We start from the raw sequence: 13952 nt of genomic DNA, 5'->3' as shown, positions 1-13952 counted from the left end.
CCAAAATATTATCTCGTCAGTAGCGGATCATAAATAACCGCCAAGTGAAGTTAAATATATAATAATCAATAATTAATCTTCTTCGAACTGTGGGCCAGCATAATTATCAAACCGTGAGAATTGCCCCTGGAAAACCAAACGCACACGCCCAATTGGGCCGTTACGTTGTTTACCAATAATAATTTCAGCCGTACCTTTATCTTCAGAGTTGTCGTTATACACCTCATCGCGATAAATAAACATAATTAAGTCAGCATCCTGCTCAATCGCGCCCGATTCACGTAAGTCTGAGTTAACAGGGCGTTTATCCGCACGTTGCTCTAGCGAGCGGTTAAGCTGTGATAATGCAATTACCGGGATTTCCAGCTCTTTTGCTAACGCTTTGAGTGAGCGCGAGATTTCTGAAATTTCTAAGGTACGGTTATCTTTTAACGAAGGTACCTGCATTAACTGTAAATAGTCGATCATGATCATCGACAAGCCACCATGCTCACGGGCAATACGTCTAGCTCGGCTACGCACTTCGGTCGGGGTTAAGCCAGAGCCATCATCAATATACATTTTGCCTTGCTCAAGCATAATACCCATGGTTGATGACACGCGTGCCCAATCCTCGTCATCTAATTGACCTGTACGGATTTTAGTTTGATCCACTCGGCCAAGGGAGGCCAGCATACGCATCATAATTTGTTCTGACGGCATCTCTAGACTGAAAATAAGCACCGGCTTATCTTCATTCATGGCTGCTTGTTCGCACAAGTTCATCGCAAAGGTGGTTTTACCCATAGAAGGACGAGCAGCCACAATGATTAAGTCGCCGGGCTGAAAACCAGCAGTCATTTTATCTAAATCGTTAAAACCACTTGATACACCTGTCACACCATTATGAGGGTTATTATAAAGCTGCTCGATTTTATCAACGGTTTTTTCAAGAATGCTTTTGATGTTTTCAGGGCCTTCATTGGCGTTAGCACGCATCTCAGCAATTTTAAACACCTTGGTTTCAGCTAAATCAAGTAACGCACTGGAATCGCGGCCTTCAGGGTTATAACCTGCATCAGCAATTTCATGGGCAACACCAATCATGTCACGAACAACCGCACGTTCGCGCACAATGTCAGCATAAGATAAAATATTACCGGCACTTGGGGTATTTTTAGCAATTTCACCCAAATAGGCAAAGCCGCCTGCATCTTCTAATTGATCTTCAATTTCAAGCTGTTCCGATACCGTAATCAAATCCAGCGGCTGACCAGACTCCATTAACTTTTGCATCGCATTAAAAATCATTCGATGTGAACGAGAATAAAAATCTTCTGGCACAACCGCTTCAGAAACACGGTCCCACGCTTCAGCATCAAGCATTAAACCACCCAAAACGGATTGCTCAGCTTCAATAGAATGGGGCGGCAATTTTAATGCATTCACTTCTGCATCTTTTTGCCTGTTTCTGGCTTTAAAAGCACCTTGCTGTGACATTAACACTCCCAACTTACAACGACTTTAATAAAATATGGTATAACACCGTTGCTAGCTTAACTTGATGTCAATTAGAATCAAAGGGACGGCGTCGTCAACGGACAATAAATTATAACTAAAGGAAATAAAATGCGTATTGCACTTGTTGCAGCATTAGTGCTGACATCTGGTTTGACCCATGCCGATGAAGGCCAGTGGCAACCCTATCAAATGCCGTCTATTGCTGACAAATTACAACAACGTGGCATTGATATTCCAGCAAAACAACTTGCCGATTTAGGGCAATACCCAATGAATGCGGTCGTCAGCCTAGGGTATTGTACCGCCAGTTTTGTTTCCCCCCAAGGCTTAGTTGTCACAAACCATCATTGCGCTTATCGCGGTATTCAATATAACAGCAAAAAAGAACACAATTATTTGGCTAATGGCTTTTTAGCACATACCCAGGAAGACGAGCCCTCAGCCGGACCTAACGAACGCTTATATATCACTGAAGAAGTCATCAACGTTACTGACAAAGTGCTTGCCAATTTAAGCGATGATCCATTAGCCCGCTTTGAAAATATCCAAGCCAACAGTAAAGCCCTAGTAAAAGAATGTGAGATCGACACCAACTACCGTTGCGAGGTTGATGATTTTCACCATGGCCTCGAATATTACTTAACCAAAAAACTTATTATTCGTGACGTTCGCTTAGTTTATGCCCCACCTGAAACCATTGGTGGATTTGGTGGCGATATTGATAACTATGAATATCCACGTCATTCCGGTGACTTTACTTTTTTACGGGCTTACGTAGGCAAAGACGGTAAGCCGGCCACCTTTAATAAAGACAACGTGCCATATCAGCCTAAAAGTTACTTATCAATCAACGCTGACGGTGTAAAAGCAGGAGACGGTATTTTTGTTGCAGGCTACCCGGGCTCAACAAGCCGCTACAATCTCACCAGCGAGCTCCAATTTGCCAGTGACTGGATTTACCCAACGTTTGCAAAACGCTATCAATTACAAATTGATACCGTGAACTTTATGGGGGCGGTTGATAAAGATATCGCCTTAAAATATGCCGGCACCATGGCTTCTATGGCCAATCGCATGAAAAAGCTAAACGGCTTACTAGATGGCTTTAATGCCACCGACATTGTAGGCATTAAACAACAGCGCGAAAATGACTTTTTAGCCTGGCTGAAACAAGATCCCGATGCCAATCAAAATATCATCAGCGATTTAGAAGCACTGATCGCTGAGCAGCATCAGCAAATGCAAAAAAGCTATTTTTATAAAAATGCCCAATCAAGTGAATTGCTCAATGCTGCCAGCAAACTGTACCGTTTAGCAAAAGAAAGAAAAAAACCAAACGATCAGCGTGAGCCCGGTTATCAATTACGTGACATGAAAATGTTTAAAGCAGCGCTAAGACGAATTGACAGCAGCTTTGATCCCACAGTGGATAAAACACTTTGGTTACAAGATTTACAAGCTTATGTAAGACAACAACAAAGAAATAAAGTATTTGATAAAGCATTAAGCATTACCGACAACTTTGAAGCCTTAGAAGCTAAAGTAGAAGCCTTATATGCATTAACAGAGCTTACAGACCAAACCAAACGTCTAGCGTGGATGAAAAGAACAGCCTTAGAGTTTGAAACCAGTGAAGATCCATTTATTCGCTTAGCCGTCGCAATACATGACACCAATATGGCGCTAGAGAAAAAAGAAAAAATCCTCGAAGGCAAGCTGTCATCTGCACGCCCAGAATACATGAAAGCGATCATTGACTATTACAAGTCCAACAACTGGCCTGTATACCCAGACGCAAACCGCACATTACGCATTACTTACGGCATGGTTGATGGCTATCTGTCTAAAGATGCCACCTACAAACAACCGTTTACTCGCTTAGAAGGGCTTCTTGCTAAACATACGGGTAAGGAACCTTACAACGTGCCACCTAAATTGCTCAAAGCAATTAAATCTGGTGACCTAGGCTCACATCGAGTTGCATCGGTATATAAAGATCTAAACAACTGTCAATTTATGTCGTGTTTGGAAAAACCTGCAGACTTTAATTCTGTTCCGGTTAACTTTTTGTCAAGCGCAGACACCACGGGTGGCAATTCTGGCTCGCCGGTATTTAATGGAAGAGGAGAATTAGTCGGCCTTAACTTTGACTCGACTTACGAAGCTATCACTAAAGACTGGTTCTTTAACCCAACGATTACCCGTGCTGTACACGTCGATATTCGGTACATTTTATGGATGATGGACAAAGTTGATCACGCAGATAACTTAATTAAAGAACTGTCGTTAACAAGAAACTCAGATGCTCCACCCATGTTAACGCCAGCTGTAGCAACACCAGAGCACGCTGCCGAGGTGATTGAGGCCACATCAACACCAGCAACCACTGAGCAACAGCCTGAAGCTGCTAGTTTGCCTCAAGCAAGCTCTGAAATGGATTTAGAGGTTAACCCTGAACTAAATCTACAAGCTGAGCCAGAATCAGCAACGGTCACTTCAGAGCAAATTGCAAAAGAGGTAGACGTAAGCGCTGCCCAAGAAAGCACTGAACGGCAACCTACCCCTCAAGCAACCTCTGAACTAGAGCTAGATCTAGAGATTGAATCTGAGACAGATGCAGAAGTTGAGTCAGAGGCTGAGCCAGAATCTGTACCTGCCATCATAAAACAACCTGCTGTGATGATTAACACAACCTCTGCGCAAGAAAGCACTGTCACCCTGCCAGCACCAAGCGCGTTACCTCAATCCAGTGCTGAAGTGGATTCTGAAGAGCAACAAACTGAGCCAGCATCAGCACCTACCACCAAAGCGCGACCTGAGGCGGTGAGTAACCCACCGGCAACAAAAAGTGTGACAAAGCCTTCTGTACCAAGCGCCTTGCCTCAAGCCACATCAAGTGAGGCGCCCGAGGCTAACAAAAACGCAGGCAAAGACATAGATAAAAAAACAGACAAGAAAACAGATAAACAGACAGATAAAGAAACCATTCAAGAGCTTGCACCACACGCTGAGCCAGTATCAACACCTACCACCACAGTGCAACCTGAGGCGGTGAGTAACCCACCGGCAACAAAAAGTGTGACAAAGCCTTCTGTATCAAGCGCCTTGCCTAAAGCCACAGCGAGTGAGGCGCCCGAGGCTAACAAAAACGTAGGCAAAGACATAGATAAAAAAACAGACAAGAAAACAGATAAACAGACAGATAAAGAAACCATTCAAGAGCTTGCACCACACACTGAGCCGGCATCAGCACCAGCAACCACAGCGCAACCTGAGGTGGTGAGTAACCCACCGGCAACAAAAAGCGCATAGAGCCAAAAGCAACACGCGATAACACAAACGATCAATAACAAAAAAGCAGTGAGTTAATGTTAACTCACTGCTTTATTATCGCTAAATCTCAAACGCTTTTAAGCCAATTTTAAACTAGCTCAACAACTTAGAGGAATGCCGTGCGATTGAACGTCGATATTTTGCTCAAGTCCAGATTACTTAACCTGAGCTCGGGATAAGGGATGAACTTATACCATTTAAAATCAACATGTTACCCACTCTCGCTTTCAAGCTTGTCATTTGTTCTGCTAACAAGGCGAATTGACGCGTCAATAGCTAGCCTATTGTAAGTAGATTCAACGCAGTGAGCAGGGCAAAGGACTGTTTGAAAGGCATTTATTATCCCGAGCTCAGGTTACTTAAGTAACTCAACAAACTTATCTGACTTCACAATATTACCAATCAAATTTTGCACCGCTCCCATGTAAGCCTCTGCTGTTTGTTTACAAGCGGTATCTGCAATAAAGCCGCTTTCAAACTCATACGCTTCAACCATATTCAGCGTGGCACCATTTGAAGACGTCAATGTTAAATCAATATTCCATTCTCCACCCGTTAACCCTTTACTAGAAGAAAACACTAAAGAGTTCAAGGTACCAGTTAACGTCACCCGTGGCGTACTGCCATCATGATACAAACCAGCAACTTTTAACTCATCTGCAAACGCTTGGCGAATATACTCAGCAAATGTCACTTTGTCTGGCGGTGCAATCGGGCCAGCGCCACGACACTGATTACTCATTTTTGCCGGATCGGCAAAATTACCCACGGCAATGTCACCTAACTCTATTTTTCGTAATGCGACAGTGTTATCGGCATCGGTGGAGTAACGTGGTGGAGTAAAGGTAGAACAGCCTGTCAGTGCAGAGATGCAAATAATAGATAATAATAGTTTTTTCATTTTATCCCTTTATGAATGTTACTAATATGTAAAAAAAAGAGAATCTAACAATCTATTGACTAAAACACAATCCCTTTAACACGTTAATATTAAACTGACTTTGGCTAAAACTTATGCCATTTCGATTAATTTTGTAACCAAGTAAAGCCATTCTGACTGCGCCGTTTTAGGCATATTGTTAAAGCAATGATGATGCCCACTAAAGCTATACACCAAATAAGCTAGAGCGTCTCACGCAAAATATTATCCAAGCGTTTAAGCCGTTTTTCACTGACCATCGCCCATAAAAAAACACCGCCCAAGGGCGGTGTTCTTTTATGGAGCTAAAGGTAATTAAGCTTCTGCAACAACAGATACTTTAACTACAGCTTTAACTTCAGCGTGTACTTGTACTTCAACTTCGAAGTCACCAGTAGTGCGTAATGCACCTAAAGGTAAACGAACTTCAGATTTAGCAAGTTCAACGCCTGCTGCAGTAACTGCATCAGCGATGTCACGGTTGCCAACTGAACCGAATAATTTACCTTCATCACCTGCTTTAGAAGCAATAACAACTGATTCTAATGCAGTTAATTTTTCAGCGCGAGCTGTCGCAGTAGCTAATTCAGCAGCTAATTTAGCTTCTAATTCAGCACGACGAGCTTCAAATACTTCAGTGTTTGCTGCGTTTGCTACAACTGCTTTACCGTATGGTAAAAGGAAGTTACGAGCATAACCAGCTTTAACAGAAACTTGATCGCCTAAGCCACCTAAGTTTGCAACTTTATCTAGCAGAATAACGTTCATTATCAAATCCTCTTTATTCGATTAGGAATTAATACTGCAATATTACTGATGTAAATCAGTATATGGCAGTAGAGAAAGATAACGAGCACGCTTGATAGCGCGAGCTAGTTGGCGTTGGTATTTAGCACTAGTACCAGTGATACGGCTAGGAACAATCTTGCCGCTTTCAGTGATGTAGTTCTTTAAAGTAACGATATCTTTGTAATCAATCTCTGCAACACCTTCAGCGGTGAAACGGCAGAACTTGCGACGACGGAAATAACGTGCCATTTTGACAGTCTCCTAAGTTTTCAATTCGACATTTTCAGCATGCAAGACTAAACGGTTTTGTCCATTTCGTCCTTGTTGGAGTGAAAGAAACCCTTCTACTTCAACTTGCACACCTGCTTGTAATTTATCTGTAACGCTATTAAAGCGTGGACCACTTAAAATCACTTGTATAATGCAGTATACGTTTCGTAGTAATTCTGCTTCATAACGCTGTGACTTATGCTCTACCGTAATAACCGTATGGTTTATCCCACTAGGGCTATTTAGTCGCTTGGTTCGAGTAACCGTACCAAACAAGGTTAAGTGGTTATTCACAGAATAAATTATTCAGCGTTTTCTTCAGCGCTTTCTTCTTCATTGCTACGGTCATCAGAAGATGAACGACGTGAATCACGTTCGTCTCTTGCTTTAGCCATAGGAGAAGCTTCAGTAACGGCAACTTTAGTGCGCATTACCATGTTACGCAGAACAGCGTCGTTGAAACGGAAAGCTGTTTCTAACTCTTCGATAGACTCTGCAGATGCTTCTACGTTCATAAGAACATAGTGAGCTTTATGTAGGTCTTGAATTGGGTATGCCAATTGACGACGGCCCCAATCTTCTAAACGGTGAATTGTACCGTTAGCAGCGGTGATAACACCGGTGTAACGCTCAATCATACCTGGGACTTGTTCACTTTGATCTGGGTGAACCATAAATACGATTTCGTAATGACGCATTTATTGCTCCTTACGGTTAAGTAGCCTCTTTTCTGGCTCAGTCAGACCAATGTGGAGGCAAGGAACGAATTAAAGTGACTGATTTGAGCGCGCGATAATACATAAACACTGACGGAAACTCAAGCAATAACTCTCTTTTCAGCAAACTTGATTGCAGGTATGATGTCGGCAGTCAAAAACCTTGCGTTTACGCCATTACAGAATAAAGCAATTCAATGATGACCATAAAAAATCTAGTTACCCTATGCCTACTCTGCTTATTATCGAGCCCGACATGGGCGTTAGTTCCACCAGATTACCAAGAACCTGATAGCAGTTTTTATGCCGAGGTTGAAGCGGGTTTACAGCTAAACAGTGGTAACAACGAAACCAAAAACTTTAACGGTAGAACTTATCTCACCTATGATTCACTGAACACTAAGCAAGAAGGCACAGTAAAAGTGTATTATGCTGCTGACGGCAGTGAATCAACGGCAGAAAAGTACGAGCTCTTTTTACAGTCTAACTACAAACTAGATCGTGGTTATGTGTTTGGCCGGGGTGAATTTACTTGGAATGAATTTGGTTCGTACACCCGCATTACAACCATTTCTTCTGGTTATGGTTTTGACCTAATTAAAAATTATAAGACAAAGTTAAGCCTTGAAGCCGGTCCAGGTTATCGTTACGACCAGCCTCAATCGAGCACCACAGACCCTTACCCTGATGAAAATCGTGATGTGATTCTGCGTTCAGCGGCTAAATACACGGTAAAATTACAAGAGTACACCACGTTTAACGCTGACGTAACGGCAGAAACAGGCTTAGACAATAATACCTTAACCCTTGATATGAGTTACAAAAATACCTTTATTCAAGATTGGGCATTTAAAATTGGCATGAACATCAAGTACACTGAAGTGGTTCCTGATGACAGTAGAAATACCGATACCGTCACAACCTTCAACTTGTTATATACGTTTCAATAATGATCTAACGTAAAAAATGAAGCGAAACAAGCCATTCATTCATTGAGGTGAACAGACCTTACAGAAATTATCGAGGCGCAGTTATGGACAGCCCGCTACGCAGTTTTGCATCGTTATATAGTACAACTTTTTTAATGGTGCTAGCAGCTGGTCTTCTCACCACATATTTAGGCCTAAGCCTAACCAATATGGACGTGCCACAAATATGGATAGGCGGCATGATGTCTGCCTACTATATTGGGCTAGTGTGCGGCTCCAAGGTGGGCCATAAACTGATTGCTCAAGTGGGCCACATACGTGCTTTTGTTGCCTGTGCGGGAATTGTAACCGCCTCGGCATTAGGCCATGCGTTAATTGATAACTTAACCGTATGGTTGGTCTTACGCTTAGCTGTCGGCATGGGCATGATGTGCCAGTACATGGTGCTCGAAAGCTGGTTAAACGAACAAGCTGAAACTAATCAGCGCGGTACAGTGTTTGCCAGTTACATGATAGTTTCTTACCTAGGGCTTATGGCTGGCCAGGGTGCAATCAGCTTATATCCCGATCTCGGTATTGAACCCCTGCTATTAATCGCTATTTGTTTTGCCCTGTGTATTGTGCCCATTGCGATTACCCGACGCATACACCCAGAACCGCTCACGCCAGCACCGTTGAAAATGGGGCATTTTTGGCTACGCGCGCCACAAGCATTATCAACGGTTGCACTTGGCAGCATGATTGTCGGATGTTTTTATGGCCTTGCTCCTTCTTATGCGACTGCAAAGGGGATAGATCCAGAGCATGTTGCCATGTATATGTCATGCACTATTTTGGCCGGATTACTCGCGCAATGGCCCATGGGTAAACTGTCTGATATTATTTCGCGCAGCCTTCTTATCAGGATCAACTGCGGGTTATTAGGCGTGTTAGTGTTAATCATCACTATCGTGCCATTTCACTCTACTTACTCACTCATACTGACCAGTTTATTTGGCATTTTAGCTTTTACGCTTTACCCATTAGCCACAGCACTAGCTAATTCTCGGGTAGAACAACATGAGCGAGTAGGTTTATCTGCCACTATTTTGGTGACTTTTGGTATTGGGGCCAGTATTGGGCCGCTTATTGCATCGGGGCTAATGCAGTTAATGGGCGATCAAATGCTCTACGGCTTCATGGCAATTTGCTCATTTACCTTACTTGCCCGATTAATCTGGGTTAATCAGCGCCAAAAAGCCGAACAGTTCTCAACTGGGGATTATGTCATGGCCGGGGGTGACTTGGTGAGCTCGCCATTAGCGGCGTCACTGGACCCAAGGGTGAATGTTGAAATGGTGAACGAACAGATGATTTATCCTGCTGACGACGCCTTTGATAGGCTAGACGATAACATTGACGATGAGCAAGATGACACTGAAGATACACCAGACTACAACGCGGCTTATGCCAATGTGGTTGATACCGAAGACAGCATTGACAACAAAGAGACTGATAATGAAGACGTGGACAACGAAATGAGCCGCCGATAGAAAATGATAAACATAAAAAACGGCGATAATTTATCGCCGTTTTTTTATGAATAGCTAAAGGTAATCTTAATAAAAACGCTAGACAACTTATTAATGCCGCTTGGCATTATGTATTACACACTTAAACGTTGTCTAACCGCCTCAAATAAACAAACACCGGTTGCAACTGATACATTCAGGCTTGAAACGCTGCCCGCCATAGGGATCGACACGAGTGAATCGCAGCTTTCACGTGACAAACGACGTAAGCCTTTATCTTCAGCACCCATGGCAATCGCTAAAGGCCCTTTTAAGTCTGCTTGATAAACATTCCCCTGCGCTTCGCCTGCTGTACCAACAATCCACACACCTTTATCTTGTAAATGGCGCATAGTGCGAGCCAAGTTAGTCACCTGAAACAACGGGATTGTCTCAGCAGCACCACAAGCCACTTTACTGACAGTTGATGTTAACCCCACCGAGTTATCTTTAGGCACAATAACCGCATGCACCCCCGCAGCATCTGCATTACGCAAACAAGCACCTAAATTATGTGGATCGGTAACCCCGTCTAAAATAAGTAAAAAAGGTGTGTCAGTTTTGTCTAACAGCGCATCTAAGTCGTTTTCTGTCAAAGGTTTAGCCGCTTTAACGCGGGCAACAATGCCTTGATGTTGCGAGCTACCGGCTTTTTCATCTAACACTTTACGTGCAGCACGTTGTAATGTAGTGCCAAAAGCTGAAGCGGTATTGATTAATGGCGTTAAACGTTCATCATCACGACCTTGCAATAACCAAAGTTCAATGACACGCTCCGGGCTATTGGCCAATAGCGCTTGAACAGCATGAATGCCAAAAATGGTATCTTGTTTTTTCATTTAATTACTTTCTCTTGCTGCGCTTGGCAGAGGTTTTCTTTACTGTCGATTTCGCGTTAACTGGATCAGACGATTTCTTTTTAGTTGATGACTTTTTAGCGCCAGCAGGTTTTTTTACACCACTGGATTTAGCGCCTGAGCGACTTTTACGTGCTTTTGGCTTATCCTGTTTTGGCTCTGACTTTTTAGCCCCTTCAAGGTTGGCACGCTCTCTGGCAGTCATGACTTTGGCAGCTCTTGGTCTTTTACCGCTACCTTTACTGCTGTCACCCACCATCAGTAAGTCAATTTGACGATCATCTAAATTGACTGCAGCCACTTTCACTGTGACCGCATCACCCACTTGATATACTTGGCGGGTATTTTCACCAATTAAACGCTGGCGCATTTGATCAAATTGATAATAATCACTTGCTAAACTTGAAATATGCACTAAGCCATCAATAAATAATTCATTTAGACGAACAAACAAACCAAAACTCGTCACAGAAGCAATAACGGCCTCAAATGTATCACCAACATGATCTTGCATGTATTCACATTTTAGCCAATCACTGACATCACGCGTGGCTTCGTCGGCACGACGCTCGGTGGTCGAACACTCTTCACCGAGTAAATCCAGCTCTTCTATTTGATATTGGTATCCGCCATCACGCGTCCATTTGTCACTAACGTCGCCCTGCTCTTTGGCAAGTAAGTATTTAATAACTCGATGTAAAATCAAATCAGGGTAACGTCTAATAGGCGATGTAAAATGCGAGTATGCCTCAAGCGCCAAACCAAAGTGTCCTTCGTTATCTGGGCTGTATATAGCCTGACGCATTGAACGTAATAACATGACCTGGATCAGTTCAAAGTCCGGACGTTCTGCTATTTTCAACATCAGATTTTGATAATCTGTAGGCGTAGGCTCTAACCCACCGTCCATGCTTAGGCCGCGTTCAGCAAGAAACTCTTTAAAGTTAGCGAGCTTTTGTTCAGACGGCGCTTCATGGACACGATACAGCACCTCGCCTTTGTGTTTTTTTACAAACTTAGCCGATGCTACGTTGGCCAAAATCATACATTCTTCAATGATTTTATGCGCTTGATTGCGCCCTCGAGGAACAATTTTCTCAATTTTGCGTTGTTCATTAAAAATAAACTGGGTTTCTAATGTTTCAAACGCTATTGCACCACGCTCGGCTCTTCGCTCATCAAGGGTTAAATACAAAGACTGTAAACATAACAAATGAGGAAACAAGGCTTCATGTTCAGGTGCTATCGGGCCGCCTTCTAGCATGTCGGCCACTTGTGTATAAGTGAAACGAGCATGGGAGTGCATCACTGCAGGGTAAAACTTAGTGCTTGACAGTTTCCCTGCGGCAGAAATGGTCATTTCGGCAACCATACACAAACGGTCAACCTGTGGCTTGAGTGAGCATAAACCGTTAGAGATTTTTTCCGGTAGCATTGGGATCACTTGCGACGGGAAATACACTGAATTACCACGAGCGCGAGCTTCAATGTCTAATGCTGAGTCTGTTCTCACATAATGACTCACATCGGCAATCGCAACCCACAAACGCCAACCACCGCTGGGCTTTGTTTCTGCATACACTGCATCGTCAAAGTCACGCGCATCTTCACCATCAATGGTAACAAGCGGTAAATGGCGTAAATCAACACGGCCTAATTTATCTTCTTCGGTCACTTCATCAGGAATTCGCTTTAGCTTTTTCTCGATGACAGCTGACCAGGTATGGGGTAAATCATAATTACGTAATGCAATTTCAATCTCCATACCGGGCGCCATGGTTTTACCTAGCACTTCTGTCACTTTCGCTGCGGCTTTAACAAATCGACCTGGTCGACGTGTTAATTCAACAACAACAACATCTCCGGCTCGGGCGCCATTTCGATCATTGTTATCGATTAAAATTTCTTGTGTTATACGGCGATCATCGGCTATCACAAAGCCCATACCACCATCAACATGATAGCGGCCAACAAGTGCAGCTGTTCGTTCTTGCACTAAGCGCACAATACGCGCTTCGCGACGACCACGGCGATCTGTTCCGGCTTTTTGCGCTAAAACTTTATCGCCATGGAAATACATCAACATGTCACGGTTATTAATATATAAGTCATCACCACCGTCGTCTGGCTTAAAAAAACCAAAACCGTCTCGATGGCCAATTACACTACCAGATAACAAATCCATGCGCTCTGGCAAACCGTAGCTTTGTCCACGAGTAAAAACTAACTGGCCATCACGCTCCATAGCACGAAGACGACGACGAAGCGCTTCTAATGGCTCTTCCTCGGTGATATTCAGCGCTTGGGCAATTTTATCACGGCTAACGGGAGACTTTTGCGCGCGCAAGTACTCTAAAATGTACTCGCGGCTAGGAATAGGATTGTCGTACTTATCTTGCTCTCTCTCAAAATGAGGATCGTTGATCATTCAATTTCCAAATAATTCGCTCCAAACCATGGAGCCTTTAACGTGTATACAGTTGGGACTGCTGCGCCCTAGCCACTACACTGGCGGGCATTTTTGCAGCTAACACCTGCAATAAAGACGATGCTTTCTTCTGCTGAGCATCGTCATCAAAAATACTGTTATATAACCAATGATAACCCATTTCATAATCGGTCGGGCTACCGTAACCTTCACTAAATAAACGCACTAACATCATTCGCGCAGATAAACTGCCATTTGCCGCGGCAGGTAATACATATTGCACTGCACGATTCGGGTTTTTCATCACTAGTTTACCGCGATAATAATAATCCGCCAATTTAACCATGGCTTCTGCGCTACCTTGCTCTGCTGATGTTTGCAATAGCATCATACCGCGAGATGGATGCGCCTTAACACAAACACCGTGATTGAGCATTTCTGCCCATAAAAACTGATACAAGGGCTGTTGCAGGATTTCTGCCCGGGCTTCAATATCTTGTACGAGCTGGCACTCATCTGCTTTTACGCGCTGTAAATATTGATTTGATTGAATAAGTGAAATCAATTGTTTATCGCTATAAATATCGACAGCCTCTGTCAACGCAAAGGCATTTAAAGAAAGCAGGCTTAAAAGAACTAACGATATACGCAACATAAGAAT

Annotated in this window: 11 protein-coding genes and 1 pseudogene; 3 read left to right on the top strand and 9 right to left on the bottom strand. The window is 43.3% G+C overall.

Translation table 11 applies throughout. The annotated features are described in order from the left end of the window. Window positions 1-72: 72 nt before the first annotated feature. Window positions 73-1479, bottom strand: a complete 1407-nt coding sequence (gene dnaB, locus L2703_RS13700; protein WP_248971645.1) for a replicative DNA helicase — start codon at window positions 1477-1479, stop codon at window positions 73-75. 129 nt (window positions 1480-1608) lie between these two features. Here dnaB and L2703_RS13695 point away from each other — a divergent pair. After that, window positions 1609-3798 (top strand): annotated as a pseudogene (locus L2703_RS13695) (S46 family peptidase); the annotation flags it as partial. Window positions 3799-5188: 1390 nt separating this feature from the next. Here the strand turns inward: L2703_RS13695 and L2703_RS13690 are convergent. From L2703_RS13690 to rpsF, 5 genes are all read right to left on the bottom strand, one after another. Further along, window positions 5189-5734 (bottom strand): hypothetical protein, encoded by a 546-nt coding sequence (locus L2703_RS13690; protein WP_248971644.1) that lies wholly within the window; start codon window positions 5732-5734, stop codon window positions 5189-5191. Window positions 5735-6067: 333 nt separating this feature from the next. Then, the gene (gene rplI, locus L2703_RS13685) at window positions 6068-6520 is read right to left on the bottom strand and encodes a 50S ribosomal protein L9 (protein ID WP_248971643.1); all 453 of its coding nucleotides are present in this window, start codon (window positions 6518-6520) and stop codon (window positions 6068-6070) included. Between the two features lie 42 nt (window positions 6521-6562). Then, a complete protein-coding gene (gene rpsR, locus L2703_RS13680) occupies window positions 6563-6790 on the bottom strand; it encodes a 30S ribosomal protein S18 (RefSeq protein ID WP_006083042.1) in 228 nt (75 codons plus the stop codon). 12 nt (window positions 6791-6802) lie between these two features. Continuing rightward, complete coding sequence (gene priB, locus L2703_RS13675; RefSeq protein ID WP_160052670.1) at window positions 6803-7105, bottom strand: primosomal replication protein N; 303 nt, start codon at window positions 7103-7105, stop codon at window positions 6803-6805. Between the two features lie 8 nt (window positions 7106-7113). Then, window positions 7114-7509 (bottom strand): 30S ribosomal protein S6, encoded by a 396-nt coding sequence (gene rpsF, locus L2703_RS13670; protein ID WP_248971642.1) that lies wholly within the window; start codon window positions 7507-7509, stop codon window positions 7114-7116. Between the two features lie 215 nt (window positions 7510-7724). Here rpsF and L2703_RS13665 point away from each other — a divergent pair, with 215 nt between their 5' ends. Beyond that, window positions 7725-8477, top strand: coding sequence for a DUF481 domain-containing protein (locus L2703_RS13665; RefSeq protein ID WP_248971641.1), 753 nt, complete (start codon window positions 7725-7727; stop codon window positions 8475-8477). 83 nt (window positions 8478-8560) lie between these two features. Further along, the gene (locus L2703_RS13660; protein ID WP_248971640.1) at window positions 8561-9988 is read left to right on the top strand and encodes an MFS transporter; all 1428 of its coding nucleotides are present in this window, start codon (window positions 8561-8563) and stop codon (window positions 9986-9988) included. A 113-nt stretch (window positions 9989-10101) separates the two neighbouring features. On the opposite strand, the gene rlmB is transcribed toward L2703_RS13660, so the two are convergent. Genes rlmB through L2703_RS13645 form a run of 3 tightly spaced genes read right to left on the bottom strand, consistent with a single transcriptional unit; the run spans window position 10102 to window position 13946 of the window. Beyond that, window positions 10102-10845, bottom strand: a complete 744-nt coding sequence (rlmB, locus tag L2703_RS13655) for a 23S rRNA (guanosine(2251)-2'-O)-methyltransferase RlmB (protein ID WP_248971639.1) — start codon at window positions 10843-10845, stop codon at window positions 10102-10104. A 4-nt stretch (window positions 10846-10849) separates the two neighbouring features. Next, window positions 10850-13291 carry a ribonuclease R gene (rnr, locus tag L2703_RS13650; protein ID WP_248971638.1) on the bottom strand — a complete coding sequence of 814 codons (2442 nt, stop codon included), beginning with the start codon at window positions 13289-13291 and terminating at the stop codon, window positions 10850-10852. A 37-nt stretch (window positions 13292-13328) separates the two neighbouring features. After that, window positions 13329-13946: a tetratricopeptide repeat protein gene (locus L2703_RS13645; protein ID WP_248971637.1), complete on the bottom strand. Its 618-nt coding sequence runs from the start codon at window positions 13944-13946 to the stop codon at window positions 13329-13331. Between the last annotated feature and the right edge of the window lie 6 nt (window positions 13947-13952).

Origin of the sequence: Shewanella basaltis (genome assembly GCF_023283885.1) — a bacterium.
GTDB lineage: Bacteria > Pseudomonadota > Gammaproteobacteria > Enterobacterales > Shewanellaceae > Shewanella > Shewanella basaltis.
The sequence above is the reverse complement of the archived record's forward strand: the minus strand, read 5'-3'. Positions and strand labels throughout refer to the sequence as shown.

Bases quoted from the DNA above. Each gene is read 5' to 3' on its own strand.
- rpsR (WP_006083042.1), bottom strand. From the start codon at position 6,790: ATGGCACGTTATTTCCGTCGTCGCAAGTTCTGCCGTTTCACCGCTGAA.
- L2703_RS13690 (WP_248971644.1), bottom strand. From the start codon at position 5,734: ATGAAAAAACTATTATTATCTATTATTTGCATCTCTGCACTGACAGGC.
- rnr (WP_248971638.1), bottom strand. From the start codon at position 13,291: ATGATCAACGATCCTCATTTTGAGAGAGAGCAAGATAAGTACGACAAT.
- rpsF (WP_248971642.1), bottom strand. From the start codon at position 7,509: ATGCGTCATTACGAAATCGTATTTATGGTTCACCCAGATCAAAGTGAA.
- dnaB (WP_248971645.1), bottom strand. From the start codon at position 1,479: ATGTCACAGCAAGGTGCTTTTAAAGCCAGAAACAGGCAAAAAGATGCA.
- rlmB (WP_248971639.1), bottom strand. From the start codon at position 10,845: ATGAAAAAACAAGATACCATTTTTGGCATTCATGCTGTTCAAGCGCTA.
- L2703_RS13660 (WP_248971640.1), top strand. From the start codon at position 8,561: ATGGACAGCCCGCTACGCAGTTTTGCATCGTTATATAGTACAACTTTT.
- L2703_RS13665 (WP_248971641.1), top strand. From the start codon at position 7,725: ATGATGACCATAAAAAATCTAGTTACCCTATGCCTACTCTGCTTATTA.
- L2703_RS13645 (WP_248971637.1), bottom strand. From the start codon at position 13,946: ATGTTGCGTATATCGTTAGTTCTTTTAAGCCTGCTTTCTTTAAATGCC.
- rplI (WP_248971643.1), bottom strand. From the start codon at position 6,520: ATGAACGTTATTCTGCTAGATAAAGTTGCAAACTTAGGTGGCTTAGGC.